19 protein-coding genes are annotated in these 19223 nt (G+C 68.2%); 5 read left to right on the forward strand and 14 right to left on the reverse strand.

Going from position 1 to position 19223, the window contains the following annotated elements; all coding sequences use genetic code 11:
- Position 1 precedes the first annotated feature (1 nt).
- From Q1K09_RS04920 to Q1K09_RS04950, 7 genes are all read right to left on the reverse strand, one after another.
- Positions 2 to 1615: a monovalent cation/H+ antiporter subunit D family protein gene (locus tag Q1K09_RS04920; RefSeq protein WP_300343744.1), complete on the reverse strand. Its 1614-nt coding sequence runs from the start codon at positions 1613 to 1615 to the stop codon at positions 2 to 4.
- A complete protein-coding gene (locus tag Q1K09_RS04925) occupies positions 1612 to 2148 on the reverse strand; it encodes a sodium:proton antiporter (RefSeq protein WP_300343745.1) in 537 nt (178 codons plus the stop codon). The genes Q1K09_RS04920 and Q1K09_RS04925 overlap by 4 nt, the downstream gene beginning before the upstream one ends.
- Positions 2145 to 5099, reverse strand: a complete 2955-nt coding sequence (locus Q1K09_RS04930) for a DUF4040 family protein (protein WP_300343814.1) — start codon at positions 5097 to 5099, stop codon at positions 2145 to 2147. The genes Q1K09_RS04925 and Q1K09_RS04930 overlap by 4 nt, the downstream gene beginning before the upstream one ends.
- Positions 5100 to 5368: 269 nt before the next feature.
- Positions 5369 to 6367 carry a superoxide dismutase family protein gene (locus Q1K09_RS04935; RefSeq protein WP_300343746.1) on the reverse strand — a complete coding sequence of 333 codons (999 nt, stop codon included), beginning with the start codon at positions 6365 to 6367 and terminating at the stop codon, positions 5369 to 5371.
- A gap of 62 nt (positions 6368 to 6429) precedes the next feature.
- The gene (locus tag Q1K09_RS04940) at positions 6430 to 7413 is read right to left on the reverse strand and encodes a phosphatidate cytidylyltransferase (protein WP_300343747.1); all 984 of its coding nucleotides are present in this window, start codon (positions 7411 to 7413) and stop codon (positions 6430 to 6432) included.
- Entirely contained in the window at positions 7410 to 8084 is a 675-nt protein-coding gene (locus tag Q1K09_RS04945; protein WP_300343748.1) for a lysophospholipid acyltransferase family protein, read from the reverse strand. The genes Q1K09_RS04940 and Q1K09_RS04945 overlap by 4 nt, the downstream gene beginning before the upstream one ends.
- The gene (locus tag Q1K09_RS04950; protein ID WP_300343749.1) at positions 8081 to 8779 is read right to left on the reverse strand and encodes a CDP-alcohol phosphatidyltransferase family protein; all 699 of its coding nucleotides are present in this window, start codon (positions 8777 to 8779) and stop codon (positions 8081 to 8083) included. Before Q1K09_RS04950 ends, Q1K09_RS04945 begins: the two co-directional genes overlap by 4 nt.
- Before the next feature lie 65 nt (positions 8780 to 8844).
- Here Q1K09_RS04950 and Q1K09_RS04955 point away from each other — a divergent pair, with 65 nt between their 5' ends.
- The gene (locus Q1K09_RS04955; protein ID WP_300343750.1) at positions 8845 to 9408 is read left to right on the forward strand and encodes a hypothetical protein; all 564 of its coding nucleotides are present in this window, start codon (positions 8845 to 8847) and stop codon (positions 9406 to 9408) included.
- 74 nt (positions 9409 to 9482) lie between these two features.
- Positions 9483 to 11588 carry an alpha/beta fold hydrolase gene (locus Q1K09_RS04960; RefSeq protein ID WP_300343751.1) on the forward strand — a complete coding sequence of 702 codons (2106 nt, stop codon included), beginning with the start codon at positions 9483 to 9485 and terminating at the stop codon, positions 11586 to 11588.
- Between the two features lie 17 nt (positions 11589 to 11605).
- Here the strand turns inward: Q1K09_RS04960 and Q1K09_RS04965 are convergent, their stop codons facing one another.
- Positions 11606 to 11929 carry an acylphosphatase gene (locus Q1K09_RS04965; RefSeq protein WP_300343752.1) on the reverse strand — a complete coding sequence of 108 codons (324 nt, stop codon included), beginning with the start codon at positions 11927 to 11929 and terminating at the stop codon, positions 11606 to 11608.
- Between the two features lie 122 nt (positions 11930 to 12051).
- On the opposite strand from Q1K09_RS04965, the gene Q1K09_RS04970 reads away from it, so the two are divergent.
- Positions 12052 to 12987 carry a cation diffusion facilitator family transporter gene (locus Q1K09_RS04970; protein ID WP_300343753.1) on the forward strand — a complete coding sequence of 312 codons (936 nt, stop codon included), beginning with the start codon at positions 12052 to 12054 and terminating at the stop codon, positions 12985 to 12987.
- Between the two features lie 15 nt (positions 12988 to 13002).
- Here the strand turns inward: Q1K09_RS04970 and Q1K09_RS04975 are convergent, their stop codons facing one another.
- Positions 13003 to 14190 carry an amidohydrolase gene (locus Q1K09_RS04975; protein WP_300343755.1) on the reverse strand — a complete coding sequence of 396 codons (1188 nt, stop codon included), beginning with the start codon at positions 14188 to 14190 and terminating at the stop codon, positions 13003 to 13005.
- A gap of 161 nt (positions 14191 to 14351) precedes the next feature.
- Here Q1K09_RS04975 and thpD point away from each other — a divergent pair, with 161 nt between their 5' ends.
- Entirely contained in the window at positions 14352 to 15254 is a 903-nt protein-coding gene (thpD, locus tag Q1K09_RS04980) for an ectoine hydroxylase (protein ID WP_300343756.1), read from the forward strand.
- A 206-nt stretch (positions 15255 to 15460) separates the two neighbouring features.
- On the opposite strand, the gene Q1K09_RS04985 is transcribed toward thpD, so the two are convergent.
- From Q1K09_RS04985 to infC, 5 genes are all read right to left on the reverse strand, one after another.
- On the reverse strand, positions 15461 to 15781 hold the full coding sequence (locus tag Q1K09_RS04985) for an RNHCP domain-containing protein (RefSeq protein ID WP_300343757.1): 321 nt from the start codon (positions 15779 to 15781) through the stop codon (positions 15461 to 15463).
- Positions 15778 to 16785, reverse strand: coding sequence for an RNA methyltransferase (locus tag Q1K09_RS04990; RefSeq protein WP_300343758.1), 1008 nt, complete (start codon positions 16783 to 16785; stop codon positions 15778 to 15780). The genes Q1K09_RS04985 and Q1K09_RS04990 overlap by 4 nt, the downstream gene beginning before the upstream one ends.
- A gap of 199 nt (positions 16786 to 16984) precedes the next feature.
- Positions 16985 to 17365, reverse strand: coding sequence for a 50S ribosomal protein L20 (rplT, locus tag Q1K09_RS04995; RefSeq protein WP_300343759.1), 381 nt, complete (start codon positions 17363 to 17365; stop codon positions 16985 to 16987).
- Between the two features lie 95 nt (positions 17366 to 17460).
- Positions 17461 to 17655 (reverse strand): 50S ribosomal protein L35, encoded by a 195-nt coding sequence (gene rpmI, locus Q1K09_RS05000; protein WP_028463813.1) that lies wholly within the window; start codon positions 17653 to 17655, stop codon positions 17461 to 17463.
- A 258-nt stretch (positions 17656 to 17913) separates the two neighbouring features.
- A complete protein-coding gene (gene infC, locus Q1K09_RS05005; RefSeq protein ID WP_300343761.1) occupies positions 17914 to 18678 on the reverse strand; it encodes a translation initiation factor IF-3 in 765 nt (254 codons plus the stop codon).
- Between the two features lie 39 nt (positions 18679 to 18717).
- Between infC and Q1K09_RS05010 the strand changes: the two genes are divergently transcribed.
- On the forward strand, positions 18718 to 19092 hold the full coding sequence (locus tag Q1K09_RS05010; RefSeq protein ID WP_300343762.1) for a DUF1844 domain-containing protein: 375 nt from the start codon (positions 18718 to 18720) through the stop codon (positions 19090 to 19092).
- Positions 19093 to 19223 lie beyond the last annotated feature (131 nt).

Below are 19223 nucleotides of genomic sequence, written 5' to 3' on the forward strand. Positions count from 1 at the left end.
ACTACGCTCCCTCCACTGCATCGACGTATCCCTCGAGGTTCAGCAGATTCTCCGCGGCGGTTCCGGCCACATCGAACAGCACTTCAGCGCCCAATCCCAGGCTCAGGGTGACTGCGGCGAGCAGAGCTGCCGGGAGGATCAGCTTCGGCGCGACCCGGACCGGACGCTCCCCGCTGAGCACCCGCATAGTGGCTCTGGTCGGCGGGCCTATGTCCAGGGAGGGCTCCTCGGCCTGGGCCTCGACCCTGAGGTAGCGCTTTCCGTGGATGGCGGTCTGGTAGGTCAGCGCCCGCTCCTCCAGTCCCTCAGGCTCGGGGCCCATGAACACGCGGGTCCAGATGAGCATCATGGCCGCCATCGACAGCACACTGACCACCACAGCCACCACGGCCAGCCACAGGTGACCGGCGTCGATGGTGGCGCCGATGAGGGTGAACTTGGCGACGAACCCGGAGAACGGCGGCAGGCCGACCAGGGAGAGCGCCCCGATCATGAACACGGCGGCCACAAAGGGTTCGCGCCGCATCATCCCGCCCAGCCGCTGCAGCTCAGAGGTGCCGTAGGTCTCCTCCAGAGCACCCACCGACAGGAAGAGCGAGGCCTTGACGATCATATGGTGCAGCAGATAGAAGATCGCCGCGGTCAGGCCGAACAGGGTGAACAGCCCGACGCCGATCATGATGTAGCCGACATGGCTGATCATGTGGAACACCAGGATTGACCGCCCCGTGGTCTCCCCCAGAGCGCCGAGCACACCGATCACCATGGTCAGCGCGGCGATGCCCAGCAGAACCCAGAGGAACCGCGAGTCGCCGTCGAACACCACAGAGTAGATCCGGTAGATCGCGTAGAGCGCCACCTTGGTGTGCACCCCGGAGAACAGCGCGGTGACTGCCGGGGAGGTCATCGGATAGGTGCGGGTGAGCCAGCCGTGAGCGGGCACGACGGCGGCTTTGATGGCGATCGCCGAGAGCACCACGCCGGCTGCCACTGCCACTGCGGGGTCCTCCGAGGCGGCCCCCTGCAGCTGAGCCAGGTTGACGGTGCCGGCGGTGGCGTAGACCAGGCCGACGCCGCTGAGCAGCAGCGTGGAGGCCATGAGGTTCACGGTGACGAAGATGCGAGCCCCGTGGGCGCCCAGTTTGGCGCCCATCATGGCCATCAGGCCGTAGGAGGGCAGCAGCATCACTTCGATGAACACGAAGAGGTTGAAGATGTCCCCGGTCATCAGCGCGCCGGAGATTCCGCCGAACAGGAACAGCACGAAGGGGTGGTAAAAACGGGCCCGCGCCTCATGGGTGGCAGCGGCGAAGAGCACGCTGGCGATGCCCAGCACTGCCACGAAGCTCAGCATCAGCGCGGAGAAGGCGTCCACCACGAAGGGGATGGCCACTCCGTAGTCCCACAGCCCCACCTGGTGGGCCAGTACGGTGCCGTCAGAGGTGACAGCCACCAGCAGCAGTCCGTAGCAGAGGATGGCTGCCAGGGTGGTGAAGCTGATGATGTGCCTCAGCATGCGCTGGGTGCGCAGGGCCGCGCACAGCGCTCCCAGCAGCAGCGGCACCCCGGCCAGCAGGGGCAGGGTTCCGGGCAGCGTCCCGGTGAGCTGGGTCACTGCTGCCCTCCTTCGCCTCGTTCATCGTCCAGCCGCTGCTCGGCCCCGTGCTCACCGGCTGCGGCATCGCCGGCAGGCGGCTCCGCTGCGCCGTCGTCCCGCTGGGCCTGCTCGGCGGGGCGGTCGGGGCCGCTGCCGTGGTGGCTCTGCTCACCGGGCTGGGGCTGGACCGGCACCGAGCCGCTGCGCAGCGCGTGGGCCGTGGCCACCACCTGAGCCGGGGCCTCATCATTGCCCTCAGTGTCGTCATCGGTGGTGGTGGTGATCGCCAGGGTCAGCATGAACATGGTGATGGCGAAGGCGATGACGATTGCGGTGAGCACGAACGCCTGCGGCAGCGGGTCAGCCCGGTCGCCGGCCTCGTTGGAGACGAACGGCAGCCCCCGGTATGCGGTGTTGCCGGCGGAGAACAGCACCAGATTGGCGGCATGGGAGATCAGCACGAAGCCGAGGATGATGCGCACCATCCCGCGCTGCATGAACAGGTAGACCGCGGCTGCTGTGAGCAGCCCCACCATCACTGCGGTACTCATTGCTGCTGATCCCCCTTCCCGCGGGCCCGCTGGCCGTACAGTTCGACTTCGGCAACCTGCGGGGGCACGTCACCGGGGTCTGCGCCGACGGCCCCTGCACCGGCGTCCTGCTGCGGCAGACCGTGGGACCGCTGGTAGGCCTTCAGCAGCTCGGCGGGATAGCGCTGGGCCTGCCCCAGCCTGTCCAGGGCCACCAGGACTGTGCCGATGACCGCCAGGTAGATGCCCACGTCAAAGACCAGTGCAGTGGTGAAGTGGTAGTGGCCGCCCCAGGGAAGCGGGATGTCCCAGGTGAGCGGGGTGAGGAAGGAGCCGCCGAACAGGCCGGCAAGACCTGTGCCGGCGCCGATCAGGATTCCTCCGACGATCACCAGGGCGTAGTCCCAGCGCAGCTTGACCGCCGAGTCCGAGGGCGCCACCAGGTAGCGCAGGGCGAAGAAGCCGCCGGCCACCAGGGCGGCGATGAATCCGCCGCCGGGCTCGTAGTGTCCGCGAACCAGCAGGACCAGTGAGAACAGCACGATCAGCGGGGCGACCCAATTGAAGACGCTGCGCATGGCGGTGGTGTTGTTCTCGGCATCGCCCAGGGGCGTGCCCTCCCACCATTTGGCCTGCTCCGAGCGGTTGTCCGAGGTGGAGAACGCCGAGTTGAGCACCGCAAGAATCGCGAAGCCGGCGATTCCCAGCACGGTGAGCTCCCCAAAGGTGTCCAGGGCGCGGAAGTCGACCAGGATGGAGTTGACCATATTGTCAGCCCCGGTCTGGTCGTAGGTGTTCTCCAGGTAGTAGCGGGCCACCTCATGCTGGCCACGGCGTCCGGTCAGGGCATAGGTGGCGGTGAAGGCCATCAGCCCGAAGCCCGCGGCCACCAGGGCCGCCAGCACGGTCCGGGACCGCCGCACCCGGTGGAAGGTCGAGGGCAGCTTGCGCAGCACCAGCACCAAGATCACCACGGTGAGGATCTCCACCAGCAGCTGAGTCAGCCCCACGTCGATGGCGCCGAGGGTGAAGTAGTAGGCCGAGACGATGAACCCGGCTCCGCCGGCGAGCACGACGGCGGCCGCCCGGTTCGTGGTGATCACGGCACCGGCCAGCAGGACCACCATCAGTGCGATGAAGAGCCAGTCAGCGGTGCGCGTGCTGCCCGGCTCCAGCTCGCCCACTGCTGGGGCGGCGATCAGGCCTGCGATGAGCAGTCCCACCAGCATCAGGCCCGGAGCCGTCAGATGCAGGCCGTGCATATCGGTGCGGGTCAGATCCCCGGCGCGCCGGCCCAGTCGGATGAGCATCTCCCGGATGCCCTCCACCGCCTGCACACCGGTGAACGGCAGGATCCGACGCGGCACCACAGAGTCCACGCGGGTGCGGGCAAGCACCGCCGCCAGGCCGATGCCCATGATGACTGCCGAGAGCATCAGGTCCGTGCTCAGACCGCCCCACAGGTGGAAGTGGGAGGTGTAGTCGGTGCCCGATGCGGCGCGGGCTGCGGCCGTGACCACCCCGTCGAGCAGCTGCGGCACAATCCCCAGGACCGCACCGGCAGCGGCGGGCAGCATGGCCGGCAGCCAGAAGGCGGCAGGGGCCTCCTTTGCCGCGTCGGTCTCCATCGGCCGCTGCGGCTCATCCTGAGCGCCGGCGCCGCTGTAGCGGGTGAAGATGCCCAGCACGATCCGCCCGCAGTAGGCGAAGGTCCCTACGGCAGCCAGCACGCCCAGCAGCGTCACCGTCCAGGTCAGTCCGGAGCCGAAGCTGCCGTCCTCGCCGGCGGAGAGGAAGCCCTTGAGCAGGTTCTCCTTGGATACGAAGCCCAGCATCGGCGGCACACCGGCCATGGACAGGGCAGCCACGCCGGTGATCGCGAAGCTGACCGGCATGGTGCGCCGCAGGCCGTTGAGCACCCGGATATCGCGCGAGCCGGCCTGACCCTCCACGATGCCGACCATCATGAACAGGGTGGCCTTGAACAGCGCATGGGCGATCACATGGATCACGGCGGCCGAGAGTGCGGTGGGAGTGCCGACGCCGATCATCGCCACCAGGAATCCCAGCTGGGAGACGGTGGAGAAGGCCATGATCTCTTTGATGTCGTGGCGCTGCAGCGCGAAGAGCGCGCCGATCAGCGCTGTGATGAGTCCGCTGGTCAGCAGCATCGCCTGCCACAGCGCCACATCGTGGAAGACCGGGGAGAACCGCAGCAGCAGGTAGACGCCTGCCTTGACCATCGCGGCCGCGTGCAGATAGGCGGAGACGGGTGCGGGGGCGACCATCGCGTCGGGCAGCCACATATGGAAGGGGAACTGCGCGGACTTGGTGAAGGCCGCCAGCGCCACCAGCACTGCCACCACGGCGGTGAATCCCGGGTCCTGCTGCCAGACGTCATGCTGCAGGGCTTCGGAGATTCTGGAGGTGCCGGTGGCGGAGATGATCATCAGGGCCGCCATCAGCAGCCCCAGGCCGCCGCCCATGGTGATCAGCAGAGTGCGCTGGGCCGGCGCCGGGGCTTTGTCCCCGGAGCGGTTGATCAGGAAGAAGGAGCACAGCGTGGTGAACTCCCAGAAGACGAACAGCAGGATGAGATCATCGGCCAGCACCATGCCGGACATTGAGAAGACGAACAGCAGCATCCACACGTAGTAGTCGCCGGTCTTCTTTCCGGGGGCGAAGTAGCGGGCGCTGTAGGCCATCACCAGGGCGCCGATGAGCAGCACCAGCAGCAGGAAGACCATGGCCACCCCGTCCAGGCGCAGCGAGATGCCGACACCGGCGCTGGGGATCCAGGGCAGATGCTCGGCGGTGATCTCTCCGGCGGCCACACCGGGCAGCCAGGGCAGAGTCAGCCCGCCCAGCACGGCCAGCACAGCGGCGGCGAACCAGCCGGTGTCACGCTTCAGCACGCGGTGCAGGGCGGCGGCTGCCGGAACCAGCAGCAGGGTGAGGAAGAGGAGGACCATCAGAGTCACTGATCAGCAGCCTCCTTGCGCACGTCGGCTGCCGACCGCCGCGCCAACGGCCACGGCAGCAGCGAGGTCTCCATCAGGCGGCCTCCTGGGCAGTCGGGGTCCTGCATCGGTCAGATGCCGAGAGTGCATCCTACCCAGGCCCGCGTGAACCCCAGGTGACACAGCCTTCTCAGCTCGCCGACCAGACTTCCCGGCACACCAGATTGTTCCCCCGACTATATCCACAGCGGATTCCCTCCAGCAAAGTGCTGTGAGACCGCTCACTGGTCTCCGCCGCTGGGCTCCAGCACTCCGCAGCCGACACGGTCGCCGGTGTCCCCGGTGGTCCGTGAGACCTCATCGGGCCCGTAGGGGGCATAGCGCTGCGGAATATTTCCGTGGTGGTCGGCCGCGGTGTAGATGATCACCGCGGCGCCGTCGCCGTCCAGCAGCAGCTCCTCGGTCAGCCGGTGGGAGATGGTCTCCAGGTAGCCGGTGCGGTCCTCATTGATCAGCAGGTTCGGCAGCGCCCCGGCGCGCTCGGGACGGTCGATCTCCGCTTCGGGGTCGGTCTGCGGCGGCGGCGCGGTCGCCCCGGGCTGGGACTGCAGGTAGGCGGCTGGGCGGATCACTGCACCGGAGGCCTGGGGCGCGGCGGAGCCCCCGGGAGCTTCGGCTCCCTGCGGCGGTGCCGGGTGCCCCTGGTCCTCGCCAGTGCCCGGCTGGCCAGTACCGGGCTGCTCTGTGCTGGGCTGTTCTGTGGTGGGCTGGCCAGGTTCTGCCTGGTCGGTGGTGTCCTCCTGCGAGTTCTCCGGCACCCCCTCTTCGGCCGGTGGGGTCTCGGCCAGCTCGTCCTCACCTTCCACGGTGCCCAGATCTTCCTCCGGGCTGCCGGCCAGCAGCTCCCCTGCGGAGAGGAAATCGCCGATCTGGCCGAACTCGTCGGCCGAGGCAATTTCGCAGACTCCGGTCTCGTGAATGCCGATTCCGCGGAACCCCGGGGTGAGGCTGTGCACTTCGGCGGCGATGCGCACACCCTCCTCCGTGTGGGAGGCGGTCACCGTTCCCAGCGGGTTGCCGGCCTGATCGGTGATCTCAGCTTCGGCGAAGACCTCTTCCTCCTGCACCTGTTCCTGCTGGTCTTCGGCCTGCTGATCGGCCTCGGCGTTCTCCGGCGCGGCGGTCGGTTCGGTGCCGGCGTCGTCGTCATCTGCTCCGCAGGAGCTGACCAGCAGCGCAGTGGCTGCGGCCAGCACGAGGGCACGGTGGGATCTGTTCATGACCGCCCAGCATAATCTCTCGGTCTGGACCCCAGCACCGGCCCGGGGCTGCCCGCCTGAGCTCAGGAGAAGAAGAAGCGCACCAGGTGGAAGAACACCGGCGCGGCGAAAGCCAGGGAGTCCAGCCTGTCCATGATTCCGCCGTGGCCGGAGATCAGGCTGCCGAAGTCTTTGATGCCGCGGTCGCGCTTGATCGCACTCATCACCAGACCTCCGGCGAAGCCCATAACGCAGGAGACCAGCGCCAGGGCCGCGGCCTGCAGCGGAGTGAACGGAGTGATCCACCACAGTGCCGCACCCAGGGCCGTGGCCGAAAGGACCCCGCCGATGAACCCCTCCCAGGTCTTATTCGGGCTCACCCGCGGCGCGATCGGATGCCGCCCGATGGTCTTGCCCCAGATGTACTGCAGCACATCGGATCCCTGCACCACCAGCAGCAGGAACAGCAGCAGCTGGGCGCCGGCGGCTCCTCCGGCGCCCGGGGGTGAACCCTCGGCGGCCTCGCGGCCGAATTCCATGGCCACCGGGAGCTGCAGCAGGGCTGGGGCGTAGCTGATGGCGTAGACGCTGACCATCAGCGCCCACTGGATGGTGGCCGTGCGCTGCAGGAACCCATCGGTCTGGCCGGCCAGCGCGTTGCGCGCCGGCAGGAACAGGAACGCGTAGACCGGGATGAAGACGCTGAACATCCCGTACCAGTGCTCCCAGACGAACCAGTAGTGCACCGCCGGGATGATGAACACCATCCAGACCAGCACCTTATGGTCCCCGCGCCGAGTCGGTGAGATGGTCACAAACTCGCGCAGCGCCAACAGGCTGATCAGCAGGAACAGCAGCACCGTGGCGGTCTCCCCCACCGCCAGCACCGCGCCGATCAGGCCGGCCATCAGCCACCAGGCGGCGATGCGCTGCTTGAGGTTGATGATCACTCCGGTGGGTCCGATCCGGCGCCCCAGCAGCCAGGCGATGAGTGTGGCGATGACCAGCACCGCGCCGACTCCGGCCAGCAGAGCCAGTGACGTCGAATCCAGCAGCCCGATGCTCATTGCTCACCCTGCTGCTGATCCTGCTGGGCCAGCATGCTGATGAGCTGCTCGCGGGCCCGGGTGAGGAAACTGTCCTTGTCCTCCTCAGCTCCCACGTGCATCGCCGGGGCGAACACCACAGTGGACAGGTGCGGGACCGGCACAATCTCCCCTTTGGGCAGGATGCGCCCAAGATTCGCCAGGGCCACCGGAATCACCGGGATCTGCCGATTGTGGCAGGCCAGCCGGTACAGCCCGGAGTGGAATTCCGCGATCGTCTCACCGTCGCCGCGGGTGCCCTCCGGGAAGATGATCAGCGAGTCCCCGGCGTCGAGCACCTGCGTCATCCCGGTGATCTGGCCTTTGGGGCTCACACCGGCGTCACTGCCGCGGGTGCGCGCAGCGGAGGAGCCGTGACGCTCCACCAGGTAGGCGTTGAAGATTCGTTCTGCCACGCTGCGGCGGAGGCCGGAGCCCCAGTAGTCCTTCGCCGCGATGGGACGGACCCGCTGCTGCAGGTGCTCCGGCAGAGCTGCCCAGATGGTGAGAAAGTCCAGATGGCTGGAGTGATTGGCGTAGAAGATCGCCTGCTCCAGCTGCGGCAGCGCTGAGGCCTGGTCCACCACACGGGCCCCCGCGGCTGCGCTGATGGTGCGCGCCAGGCCCCGGCGGGCCAGCTGGGTGAGCCTCACGCTGCGTCCTCGCTGCCGCGGGAGCGCAGCACTGCGCTGATACGGCGGGTGCGGCGCATGCAGGTGAACAGTGAGCCCAGCGCGATGACGCCGGCGGCCACCAGCATCACCCAGCCGCTGCTCCAGGGCAGCCATGGTTCAGCTGCGGCGAGCAGGCAGGCGGCCATCAGCAGCCACATGCGGTGAGGTTTGGCCAGCGGGCCGTCGAAGAAGTTCCGGGTCCCCAGGGCCGCGCCGAGGGTGCGGATATAGGCGGTGAGCACCGCCAGCACCGCTGCGAGGAGCCCCAGCGGCAGGCCCACGTCCAGCCCGGCCGGCACCACCACGCCGGAGCCGGCGACTCCGGCAGCGCCGAGCAGCAGCGCATCGGCAATGCGGTCCGGCAGCTCGTTGTAGATCTCGCCGACTGGAGAGTGCATGCCCTTCTCCACCGCCAGCATGCCGTCGAGCATGTTCAGCAGCAGCCGCAGCGGGATGCACACCGCTGCGACGGCCAGCACTGCCGCGCGCACCGCCTCCTCAGTGAAGGCGGAGGCCACCAGCCCAGCAGCGCCGACGGCGGCCACGATCACTGAGCCGACCGAGACCTGGTTGGGGGTCAGCCGCGCAGCAGCCAGCAGGTCCGCGGCCCGCGCGGCCCATGCTGAGCTGCGCTGGGGGATCTGACGTCGGTCTTCTGCCGGCTGCGGCGCCACGATGCGGCCTCCTGTCTGGCTGCGGCCCTCCCGCTGCGTTCCGCGGCCAGTATATGGTCATTCCCATGGGACGTGTCGCTGATCACAGCGTGGCTGCCGGATGGGGTTTCGCCGAGGCCACCTTCTTCTTTGTGGTGCCGGATGTGTGGACCTCCTGGGTGGGGCTGCGCCGGCCGCGGCGCGCGCTGACGTGCTGCCTCTCAGCCCTCGGCGGGGCGATGACCGGGGGCACAGTGACCTACCTGTGGAGCCGCCGAATGCCTGAGCGCACTACGCGCCGATGGATGGCAAAGGTGCCGGCCGTCTCGGAGCAGATGGTAGTGGAGGTGGAGGCCGAGCTGCAGCACGAGGGCCACCGCAGCCTGATGCGGGGGCCCACCCGCGGTGTGCCGTACAAGCTCTACGCCCGCGCCTCCGGACTGCAGGGCCGCTCGCTGGTGAGCTTCCTCGCCTGGAGCGTGCCCGCCCGGCTGCTGCGCTTCGCCGCGGTCACGCTGCTGGCCTCCGGTGCTGCCGCGGCAGCTCACCGCGCCGCACCCCGGCTGCCCGAGCCGGCGGTGAGCATGGTGTTCGCTGGGTGCTGGAGCGCGTTCTACCTCTGGTTCTTCCGCACACTCTCCCGGCGCTGAGCGGCGCGCGGCGACCTCACCGGCACCACCGATATAGTTGCGTGAGGCAACCATTGCCGTGGCAGACTTGGTGCATGGCTGATCAGACCTTCACAGACCTTGACCACTACGTCGCCCACCCGCGCATCGCCTCGCTGGCGCTGAGCCCGGACGGCCGCCGTCTGGTGACCACCGTCCAGACGCTCAACACCGCCAAGGACGGCTATGTGACCGCCCTGTGGGAGGTGGACCCGGAGGGCGAGCGCCCGGCGCGGCGGCTGACCCGCAGCGCCAAGGGCGAGGCCTCACCGGTGTTCTCAGCCGATGGCGACCTCTACTTCACCTCCGCCCGGCCGGACGAGCAGGACAACGACGACGACACCGCCCTGTGGTGCCTGCCGGCCGGCGGCGGCGAGGCATATGTGGTCAACCGCCGCCCCGGCGGGGTGGAATCGGTGGCCTGCGCACGCAACGCCGACGTGGTGGCCGTGACCGCCTCTGTTCTGCCCGGTGCCCAGACCGAGCAGGAGCACCAGCGGCTGCACTCAGCACGCAAGGATTCCTCCGTGAAGGCCATCCTGCACTCCGGCTACCCGGTCCGGTTCTGGGACCACGACCTCGGCCCGGCCCGCAGCAATCTGTTCGTGCTCGGCCAGGACCAGCCGCAGGAGGCTGAGGCGCCAGCCGCTGCTGCGCCGGCCGAGCCCGCCCGGCGCAGCCTGCGCCGGGTCACCGAGCAGATCGGGGACCGGTTCGGCGGCGATGTGCATATCAGCCCCGACGGCAGCTTCGCACTCTTCGCGCTGCGCATCCCGGAGGCCGGGGCGGATATGCGCTCCGCTGTGGCCCGGGTGGACCTGCGCTCCGGCCAGTGGGAGGTGCTGCTGGATGACCCAAACCTGACCCACACCCCGGGCATCATCAGCCCCGATTCGCGCCGCGCCGTCGTCGGGATCTCCCGGCGTCCCACCCCGGAGCAGGCCATGCGCCCGGTGCTGCACCTGCTGGATTTGGACTCCGGGGAGCTCACCGCGCTGACCGAGGATGTGGACCTGTGGCTCACCCCTGCCGACTGGCTCCCCGACGGCTCAGGATTTTTGGCGCTGGCTGATGAGAACGGCCGCGGCCCCATCTTCAGGGTGGATGTGGAGCAGCGCAGCACCACGCGGCTCACCTCCGAGGACTCCACCTATTCGGAGGTGCGGGTCTCCCCCGACGGCACAACCGCCTACGGCGTGCGCTCCAGCTACGCATTCCCCTCCGAGCTGGCCCGGATCGATCTGGCCACCGGGGACAGCACCCGGCTGCCGAATCCGGCCGAGCGGCCCCAGCTGCCAGGCACGCTCACCGAGGTGGAGACCACCGCTGAGGACGGGGCGCGCCTCCGGGCGTGGTTGGCGCTGCCCGCAGAGGCCGCTGCCGACTCACCGGCACCGATGCTGCTGTGGATCCACGGCGGCCCGCTGAACTCCTGGAACGCCTGGACCTGGCGCTGGAACCCGTGGCTGGCGGTGGCCAAGGGCTATGCCGTGCTGCTGCCGGACCCGGCGCTGTCCACCGGCTACGGGCAGGACTTCATCCAGCGCGGGTGGAACTCCTGGGGAGACAAGCCCTACACCGATCTGATGAGCATCACCGATGCCGCGGTGGCCCGCGAGGACATCGACGAGACCCGCACCGCGGCGATGGGCGGATCCTTCGGCGGCTATATGGCCAACTGGGTGGCCGGACACACCGACCGGTTCCGGGCGATCGTCACCCACGCCAGCCTCTGGGCGCTGGACCAGTTCGGCCCCACCACTGATATGTCCCCGTTCTGGCGCCGGCAGATCGATGCCGCCATGGAGGAGCAGCACTCACCGCACCGCCACGTGGAGAAGATCACCTCCCCGATGCTGGTCATCCACGGGGACAAGGACTATCGGGTGCCCATCGGAGAGGGACTGCGGCTCTGGTATGAGCTGCTGGAGCGCTCGGGACGCCCAATGGACGACGACGGCGCCACCGACCACCGGTTCCTGTACTTCCCGGATGAGAACCACTGGATTCTCAAGCCCCAGCACGCCAAGGTCTGGTACCAGGTGGTCTTCGCGTTCCTGGCCGAGCATGTGCTCGGACGCAGCGAGGAGCTGCCGGCAGAGCTGGGGCTGACCACCCCGCAGACCGCCGACGAGGAGTCGGCTGCAGGGTCGCCGGGCTGAGTGAGGGGCCGGCTGATTCAGCGGCGGACCTCGAACCCGCTCTCCGGCAGGGTCTTCAGCTCCTCCTCGGTCGCCTCACGGGTCTCCACCTGGCTCACCTCCGCTTTGGAGGGGCCGGAGCGGCACCAGCTGAGCAGCGAGTCCACGGCAGGGCCGGCCCCGCCGATGAGCATCTCCACCGCGCCGTCGTCGGCATTGCGGACCCAGCCGATCAGACCCAGCTCATCGGCCTGCCGCTTGGCTGAGCGGCGGTAGTTCACCCCTTGGACGCGGCCGGTGATGCGGGCGAAGGTTCCTGAGGTGAACTCTGTGCTGAAGGTGGGGGCCGGCTCAATGCTCATAGCACCAGAATAGGAGAGCGCGGCGGCCGGCGTCAGCGCAGGCCGGCGGGCGCCGGTGATAACTCTTCTGCGCAGGCTTCTCACCTTAGGCATTCTCAACTGGGCGGGCTTATTGTGAACGCATGAGCTTCGGCCACCAGCACAGCCACAGTGACCCTGCAGCGGCAGACTACGCCGGGCACCGGGATCGGCTGCTGCTGTGCTGCGCGGTGACCGCGGCAGTGGTGGCCGCCCAGGCGGTGGGCGCGTGGCTGACCGGCTCGCTGGCGCTGCTGACCGATGCGGTGCACTCAGCGGCCGACAGCATCGGCCTGGTGGCAGCGGTCACCGCCGCCGGGCTGATGCTGCGAGCGCCCTCCTCCTCGCGCACCTGGGGGTACCGCCGTGCGGAGATCCTGGCAGGCCTGCTGCAGGCGGCGCTGCTGCTGTCCATGGGGGTCTATGCCGTGGTGGAAGGGGTGCAGCGCCTCAGCTCGCCCCAGGAGATTCCGTCGGTGCAGCTGCTGGCCTTCGCGGCCGCCGGGCTGGTGGGCAACCTGATCTCGCTGCGGATCCTGGCCGGTGTGCGGCGGGAGAACCTCAGTGTGCGCGCTGCGTTCCTGGAGGTCTTCGCCGATGCCCTGGGGTCGGCGGGGGTGATGGCGGCAGCTGTGATCATCTGGCTCACCGGCTGGCAGCAGGCCGACTCGGTGGCAGCGCTGCTGATCGCCGGTGTGATCATCCCCCGCGCCGCCGTGCTGCTGCGCGAGACCGGGCGCATCCTGCTGGAGTTCGCCCCGCGCGGGCTGGATGTGGACCAGGTGCGGCAGCACATTCTGCAGATCGACCACGTGCAGGATGTCCATGATCTGCACGCCTCCACTGTGGCCACCGGGCTGCCTGTGCTTTCTGCCCATGTGGTGCTCGATGACGAGTGCTTCACCGACGGCTGCGCCCCGGAGAAGCTCGCCGAGCTGCGGAGCTGCGTGGCCGAGCATTTCGACGTCGCGGTGGAGCATGCGACATTCCAGCTGGAGACGGCCGCCCACGCGCGGACCGAGCGCAGCACCCACGCCTGAGGTCGTTCGGGCGGGCTACCAGCGGGCCGCCACAGTGCCCTCTCCGGCGGCGGCGTCGTAGGTGTAGACCTGCCTGCCGGAGACCCAGGTGGCCAGCGGACGGTTGCGGGTGTCCAGCGGATCACCGGACCACAGCACCACATCGGCGTCCTTGTTCGGCTCCAGGGAGCCCACCCGGTCGGAGACGCCCAGGACCTCGGCCGGATGGATGGTCACCGCGCGCAGCGCCTGCTGCGGGTCCATCCCTTCACGCACTGCCAGGGCTGCCTGATGGATCAGAAAGTCGATGGGCACCACCGGATGATCGGTGATGATGGAGACCTTCACTCCGGCATTGGCCAGCAGCCCGGGCGCCCGCGGGCTCCGCTCGCGGACCTCCACCTTGGAGCGGGAGACCATCATGGGGCCGTAGAGCACCGGAATGCCGCGCTCAGCGATTCGGTCGGCCAGCTTATACGCCTCGGTTCCGTGGTCCAGGACCAGCTCGTAGCCGAACTCGTCGGCGATCCGGATAGCGGTGGCGATGTCGTCTGTCCGGTGGCAGTGCTGCCGCCAGGGGATCTCCCGGTTCAGCACCTTCGCCAGCGCCTCACTGACCAGATCGGTGCCCCGCTCCTCGGCAGGCTTGGCCGCCCATTCGCGGGCCTCGGAGAACGCTTTGCGCACCGTCAGCGCCACTCCCAGCCGGGTGCTGGGGGTCTTCTTCTGGTCTCCGTAGACCCGCTTGGGGTTCTCCCCCAGCGCCGCCTTCAGGCCGGAGGGAGACCGCAGAACCATATCGTCGACCACGGCGCCGAAGGTCTTGATCGCCACTGTGAGCCCGCCGATCGGGTTGGCCGAACCGGGGTTCACGTTCACCGTGGTGACCCCGGAGGAGACGGCGTCGTCGAATCCCAGCTCCGTGGGGTTGATGGCGTCCAGGGCGCGGGCGGCGGCGGTCACCGGATCGGTGGACTCGTTGAAGTCCGCACCGGCCCAGCCCTCCCCCTGCTCGTGGACGCCCAGATGGACATGGGCGTCGATGAGGCCGGGAAGCACCCAGCCGCCGTCGGCGTCAATGACCTCATGGGCCTCAGGGACCTGCACATCGGGACCCATCGCGGCGATGGTGCCCTCGGTGATGACCAAGGTGCCGTCGAAGGGTTCAGCGGTCACCGGAACAATATGTGCGTTCGTGATCGCGTAGTTGCGTGATGCCTCCATATCAGCACTGTAGTGCACAGTCGGTTGCAGTGAGCAACAGACCTGCTAGGGTCCGTAGGTGGCGGCGCCGTTAGCTGCCATTCATCGGCAGGCGAGCGCTGCAAGCATCTTTTGGTCTGATGCACATGTACAGAACGTCCAACGATGAAGGAGGTCAACCCATGACGGCCACCGTCCACGAGGTGACGGACCTGTACCCCACCCGCCAGGGTGGTGAGCCCCGCGTGATTCCGCGGCAGGACCCGGTTGTCCAGGGCACTGCAGAGCAGGGCCCCATGGACGCAGAGACCCTGTGCGGCTTCGACGAGAAGGGCTACCTGACCATCGACCAGCTCATCACGGCCGATGAGCTGCAGCTGTTCCGCGATGAGCTCAAGCGCCTGGCTGAGGACCCGGAGGTCAAGGCCGATGAGCGCACTGTGGTGGAGGCCAAGTCCAATGAGGTGCGGTCAATCTTCGATATCCACAAGACCAACGAAGTCTTCCGGAAGATCGCCAACGACCCGCGGATTGTGGACCGGGCCCGCCAGATTCTAGGCTCCGACGTCTACATCCACCAGAGCCGGATCAACTACAAGCCCGGCTTTGTGGGCAAGGACTTCACCTGGCATTCGGACTTCGAGACCTGGCACGCCGAGGACGGCATGCCCACTCCGCGTGCGGTGAGCATCTCCATCTCGCTGACCGACAACTACTCGTTCAACGGTCCGCTGATGATCATGCCCGGCTCCCACAAGCACTACATCAGTGCAGTGGACAAGACCCCGGAGAACAACCACAAGCAGTCGCTGGTGATGCAGGGCGCCGGTGTGCCGGACCCTGAGACGCTCACCGAGTTCGCCGACAAGTTCGGCATCGACGTGCTGGAGGGCCCGGCCGGCGGAGCGATCATGTTCGACTCCAACTGCATGCACGCCTCCAACGGCAATGTGACCCCCTACCCGCGCTCGAATGTGTTCATCGTCTACAACTCGGTGGAGAACACCCCGGTGGAGCCGTTTGCGGCCCCGCAGCCGCGTCCGGAGTTCCTCAGCAGCAGGGACTTCACTCCGGCCGGCAGCTGACAATCTCATAGTGAATCCAAGGGCCCGATGACGGGCTCTCGGTAGGGCGATGGCCCCATCGTGACGTCTCCGGCGCGGTCGGCAGGCGCAGCATGGTGGGGCCATCACTGTGCCTGGGCGGGACTGGGCGCCGCGACCGAATGCCGCGCAGCAGGGGCCGGAGCTGCATAGGGGCTCAGGCTCGGACTGGGTCCCCTCCTGCGGGGCTACCGCGGGCGCTGCAGCTCGATCACCCGGTCCATGTCGTCGTCGGGAGCCAGCTTATTGCGGTCCTGAGCTCCGCAGGCGGTGCATCGGTGCAGCAGGATGTAGCCCTTCTTTCCCGAATAGTCCACCCCCACCGGCTCCATCGGCGCGCCGCATTCGGCGGCCCGGTCGCCGGGCAGCTCGTCCACGTGCCGGGACCACAGGCAGTGCGGGCAGTGGTTGCGGTAACTGCCTGCGGTGTGCGGGGCCACGCCGGCTCCGCAGCGGGTGCAGCGGAAGCCGGCGTTCTCCACGTCCCGGCCCTGCGGCGAGTAGCTCACGGCGTGCCTTCTGCGCGCTGGGCCATGGCCGAGGCGTAGAGGCAGATGCCAGCGGCCGCTGCGACGTTGAGCGATTCAGCCTGCCCGTAGAGCGGAATGGAGACCGCCGCATCAGCCAGATCGCGCTCAGCCGGGCTCAGTCCGTGCGCCTCATTGCCGAACAGCCACACAGTGCGGCGCTGCAGGCTCGGAGCACCGGCGCCGGCCTGCAGCTGCGCCAGCGAGAGGTTTGCGTACCCGTGGGCAGCAAGGATCTGCAGTCCACGGGCTCTGAAGTCATCTGCCGCAGCGGCGGGGTCCACCCCGGTGAGGACCGGCAGGTGGAAGTGGGAGCCTGCGGCGGCGCGGACCACCTTCGGCGCCCAGGGGTCTGTGGTGCCGGGGGACAGTACGACGGCGTCAGCGCCGGCCGCGTCCGCCACTCGGATGATGGTTCCGGCGTTGCCCGGGTCCTGGACTCCCAGCAGCGCTGCGCCAAGCCGCATGCGGTCGGCAAGCAGGGCCTGGGCTTCAGGGCCGGGATTGCGAGGGATCCGGCAGACGGTCAGCACCCCTTGGGGGGTCTCGGCGTCGCTCATCGCCTGCAGGGTCGCAGAGGTGGCTTCCCGGAGGAAGAACCGTGCCCCACGCGGCAGCTGGGCCTGCGGGTCGAAGAGGACCCCGCGGGCCTGGTCCACCAGGGCGGCCAGATCGGGGTGCTGCTCCAGCGCCTCGGATGTGAAGTAGAGCGCGTCCAGCTGCGGCAGCAGGTGCGGATCACCGCTGGGTATGTGCCCTGCACCTGGGGCAGGCTCGGCCTCCCCGGCGGGCGCTGCGGGGTCTGGGCCGGCGGGGTCTGGGCCGGCATCGTGGCGGGCCAGCCACAGGCGCAGCGCCTCGCGCACCGGCTGCGGTCCTTCGGCGACGAACAGTCCCTGCTTGCGGCGGCCGGCCCGGCTGGACAGGGCGGCGACCTTCTTGACCCGGTCGCTGCGCGGATTGTCCATCAGATACTCATCGGCCACAGGTCTGCTCCTTCTGCTGTGCGGGGGCGTGCGCCCGTACCTCCTGGTGTGCGGGAGTGTGCGCCCACCTCCCCATTCTGCCCTGCGAGCCCGGCGGGCGAGGCCCATGCGGGCTTCGATCCCCGGCGCGGCAATGAGAAAGCGCCGCCTCCCGGAGTGGGACGGCGGCGCTTTCGCCGGTTCGGCTGCTGCCGGGGACTCAGGCGCGGGGGGCGTTGACGTCCTCAGGCAGGGCGTTGCGTGCGGTCTCCACCAGCGACTCGAAGGTCTTGGCGTCGGAGACGGCCAGCTCGGCCAGCATACGGCGGTCAACCTCCACACCGGCGGCCTTCAGGCCCTGGATGAACCGGTTGTAGGTCAGGCCGTGAGCGCGGGAGGCAGCGTTGATGCGCTGGATCCACAGGCGGCGGAAATCGCCCTTGCGCTTCTTCCGGTGCTGGTAGTTGTAGGTGTAGCTGTGCAGCAGCTGCTCCTTGGCCTTGCGGTAGAGGCGGGAGCGCTGTCCGCGGTAGCCGGAGGCCCGGTCGAGGACCTTGCGGCGCTTCTTGTGGGCGTTCAGTGCCCTTTTCACACGTGCCATGTGTCAGTTTCTCCTGTGAGTCTTACGTAAGTCTTCGCGGGCCGCACCCAGCGGCCCGGCCGGATGCGCACGCATCCGCAGTGCAGCTGCGGGCTTTACTTGCCCAGCATCTTCTTGATGCGGCCCTCGTCTGCCTTGGTGACGATCTGGTCCTTCGCCAGGCGACGGGTCAGGCGGGAAGACTTGTGCTCCAGGTAGTGGCGACGGTTGGCCTGCTGGCGCTTGATCTTTCCGGAGCCGGTGAGCTTGAAACGCTTCTTGGCGCCGGAGTGCGTCTTGTTCTTCGGCATGATGCCGTTCTCCTTCGTTCGTTCGGACCTGCAGCACCTATGTGTCACGGGGATCCCGTCACGGCGGTGCAGAGGTGGATCATCGCCCAGACTCCCGGCCTGGGGAGATCCCTTTGTCATGGGTCGCCCCGCCGCGCCGGCGCAGACGCGCGGCGCAGGCCGAGTGACCCAACCGTCCATAGTACGCCAGTGCCGTCGGGAGACGAAATTGTCTCCCGAGGCCGGCTCAGCGCCGCCGATGGTCGACGGCGGATCTGCTCAGAGGTTCTTCAGCTCGTCCGGCAGGTAGTCGGCCATGGAGTTCGACAGCGGCTTGACGTCCTTCTCGTCAGTGGAGACGCGCTCCTGACGCTGCTGGGTCTTCCGCGCCCGGCGCTCGTTCTTCGCCTTGGCGCGAGCCTTGTTCTCCTCGTTATCGGCGACGACGTCGCTGCCGCCGCTCTTGGCCTGCTGCGCCTTGGTGCGCAGCGGTCCGACCACCATCACCATATGGCGGCCGTCCTGACGCGGGGCCGACTCGACCTGGCCGAGGTCCTCGACGTCCTCGCTGAAGCGCTGCAGCAGCCGCACGCCCATCTCCGGGCGCTGCTGCTCACGGCCGCGGAACTGGATCATCGCCTTGACCTTGTCACCTGCCTCCAGGAAGCGGCGTGCGTGGCCCACCTTGGTGTTGTAGTCGTGATCGTCGATCTTCAGCCGGAAGCGGACTTCCTTCAGCGTGGTGGTCGACTGGTTCTTCCGGGACTCCCGGGCTTTGACCGCCGCCTCGTACTTCCACTTGCCGAAGTCCATCAGCTTGCATACCGGCGGTTTGGCCTGGGGTGCCACCTCCACCAGATCCAAATCAGCTTCGCCCGCCAAACGCAGTGCGTCTTCGATTCTGACGATGCCCACCTGCTCCCCCTGGGGGCCTACAAGGCGGACCTCTGGCACTCGGATGCGGTTATTGATACGTGGTTCGCTGATCTGTCCTGCTCCTGATTCGATGCGGTGTGATTGTGAAGGGTCTGCGTCCGGGCACACGTTGGCGCGGCGGAATCAGACTGTGTCAAGCTTATCAGCATGACCAGTGACCAGAACACCCCGGAGGACCACCTCCCCAGCCCGGCAGAGGCCCAGGCGCGCGACATCGCTGAGGTACCGGCAGTGGAGCTCATCAACACTGTGGCCGTGCACCTGATGAGCGCGGCAGCGGTGAAGACCGGACTCGCCGAGGGCCCCGACGCCGCAGAGCTCAAGGACCTCGACGAGGCGCGCAAACTCATCACCGCCCTGGCTGGTCTGGTCACTGCCGCCGCCCCGGAGGTCGGCTCCACCCACGCCGCGCCGCTGCGGGACGGGCTGCGTTCGCTGCAGCTGGCCTTCCGCGAAGAGTCGCTGGTGCCCGATGCCCCCGGTCAGGGCCCGGGTGAGAAGTGGACCGGCCCGGTGAACTGAGCCCACTCACCCCCTGGGGACGCCGCGTCCCGGATGCCGCAGCTGCGGCATCGGAAGCAAAAATGAGAAAACTGCCGCACTTTCTCATACAGCTCTCACTGTGATCTCACCTTCGCCCGCGACAGTGGGTG

It is taken from the genome of Nesterenkonia sp., assembly GCF_029265375.1.
Classification (GTDB): Bacteria; Actinomycetota; Actinomycetes; order Actinomycetales; family Micrococcaceae; genus Nesterenkonia.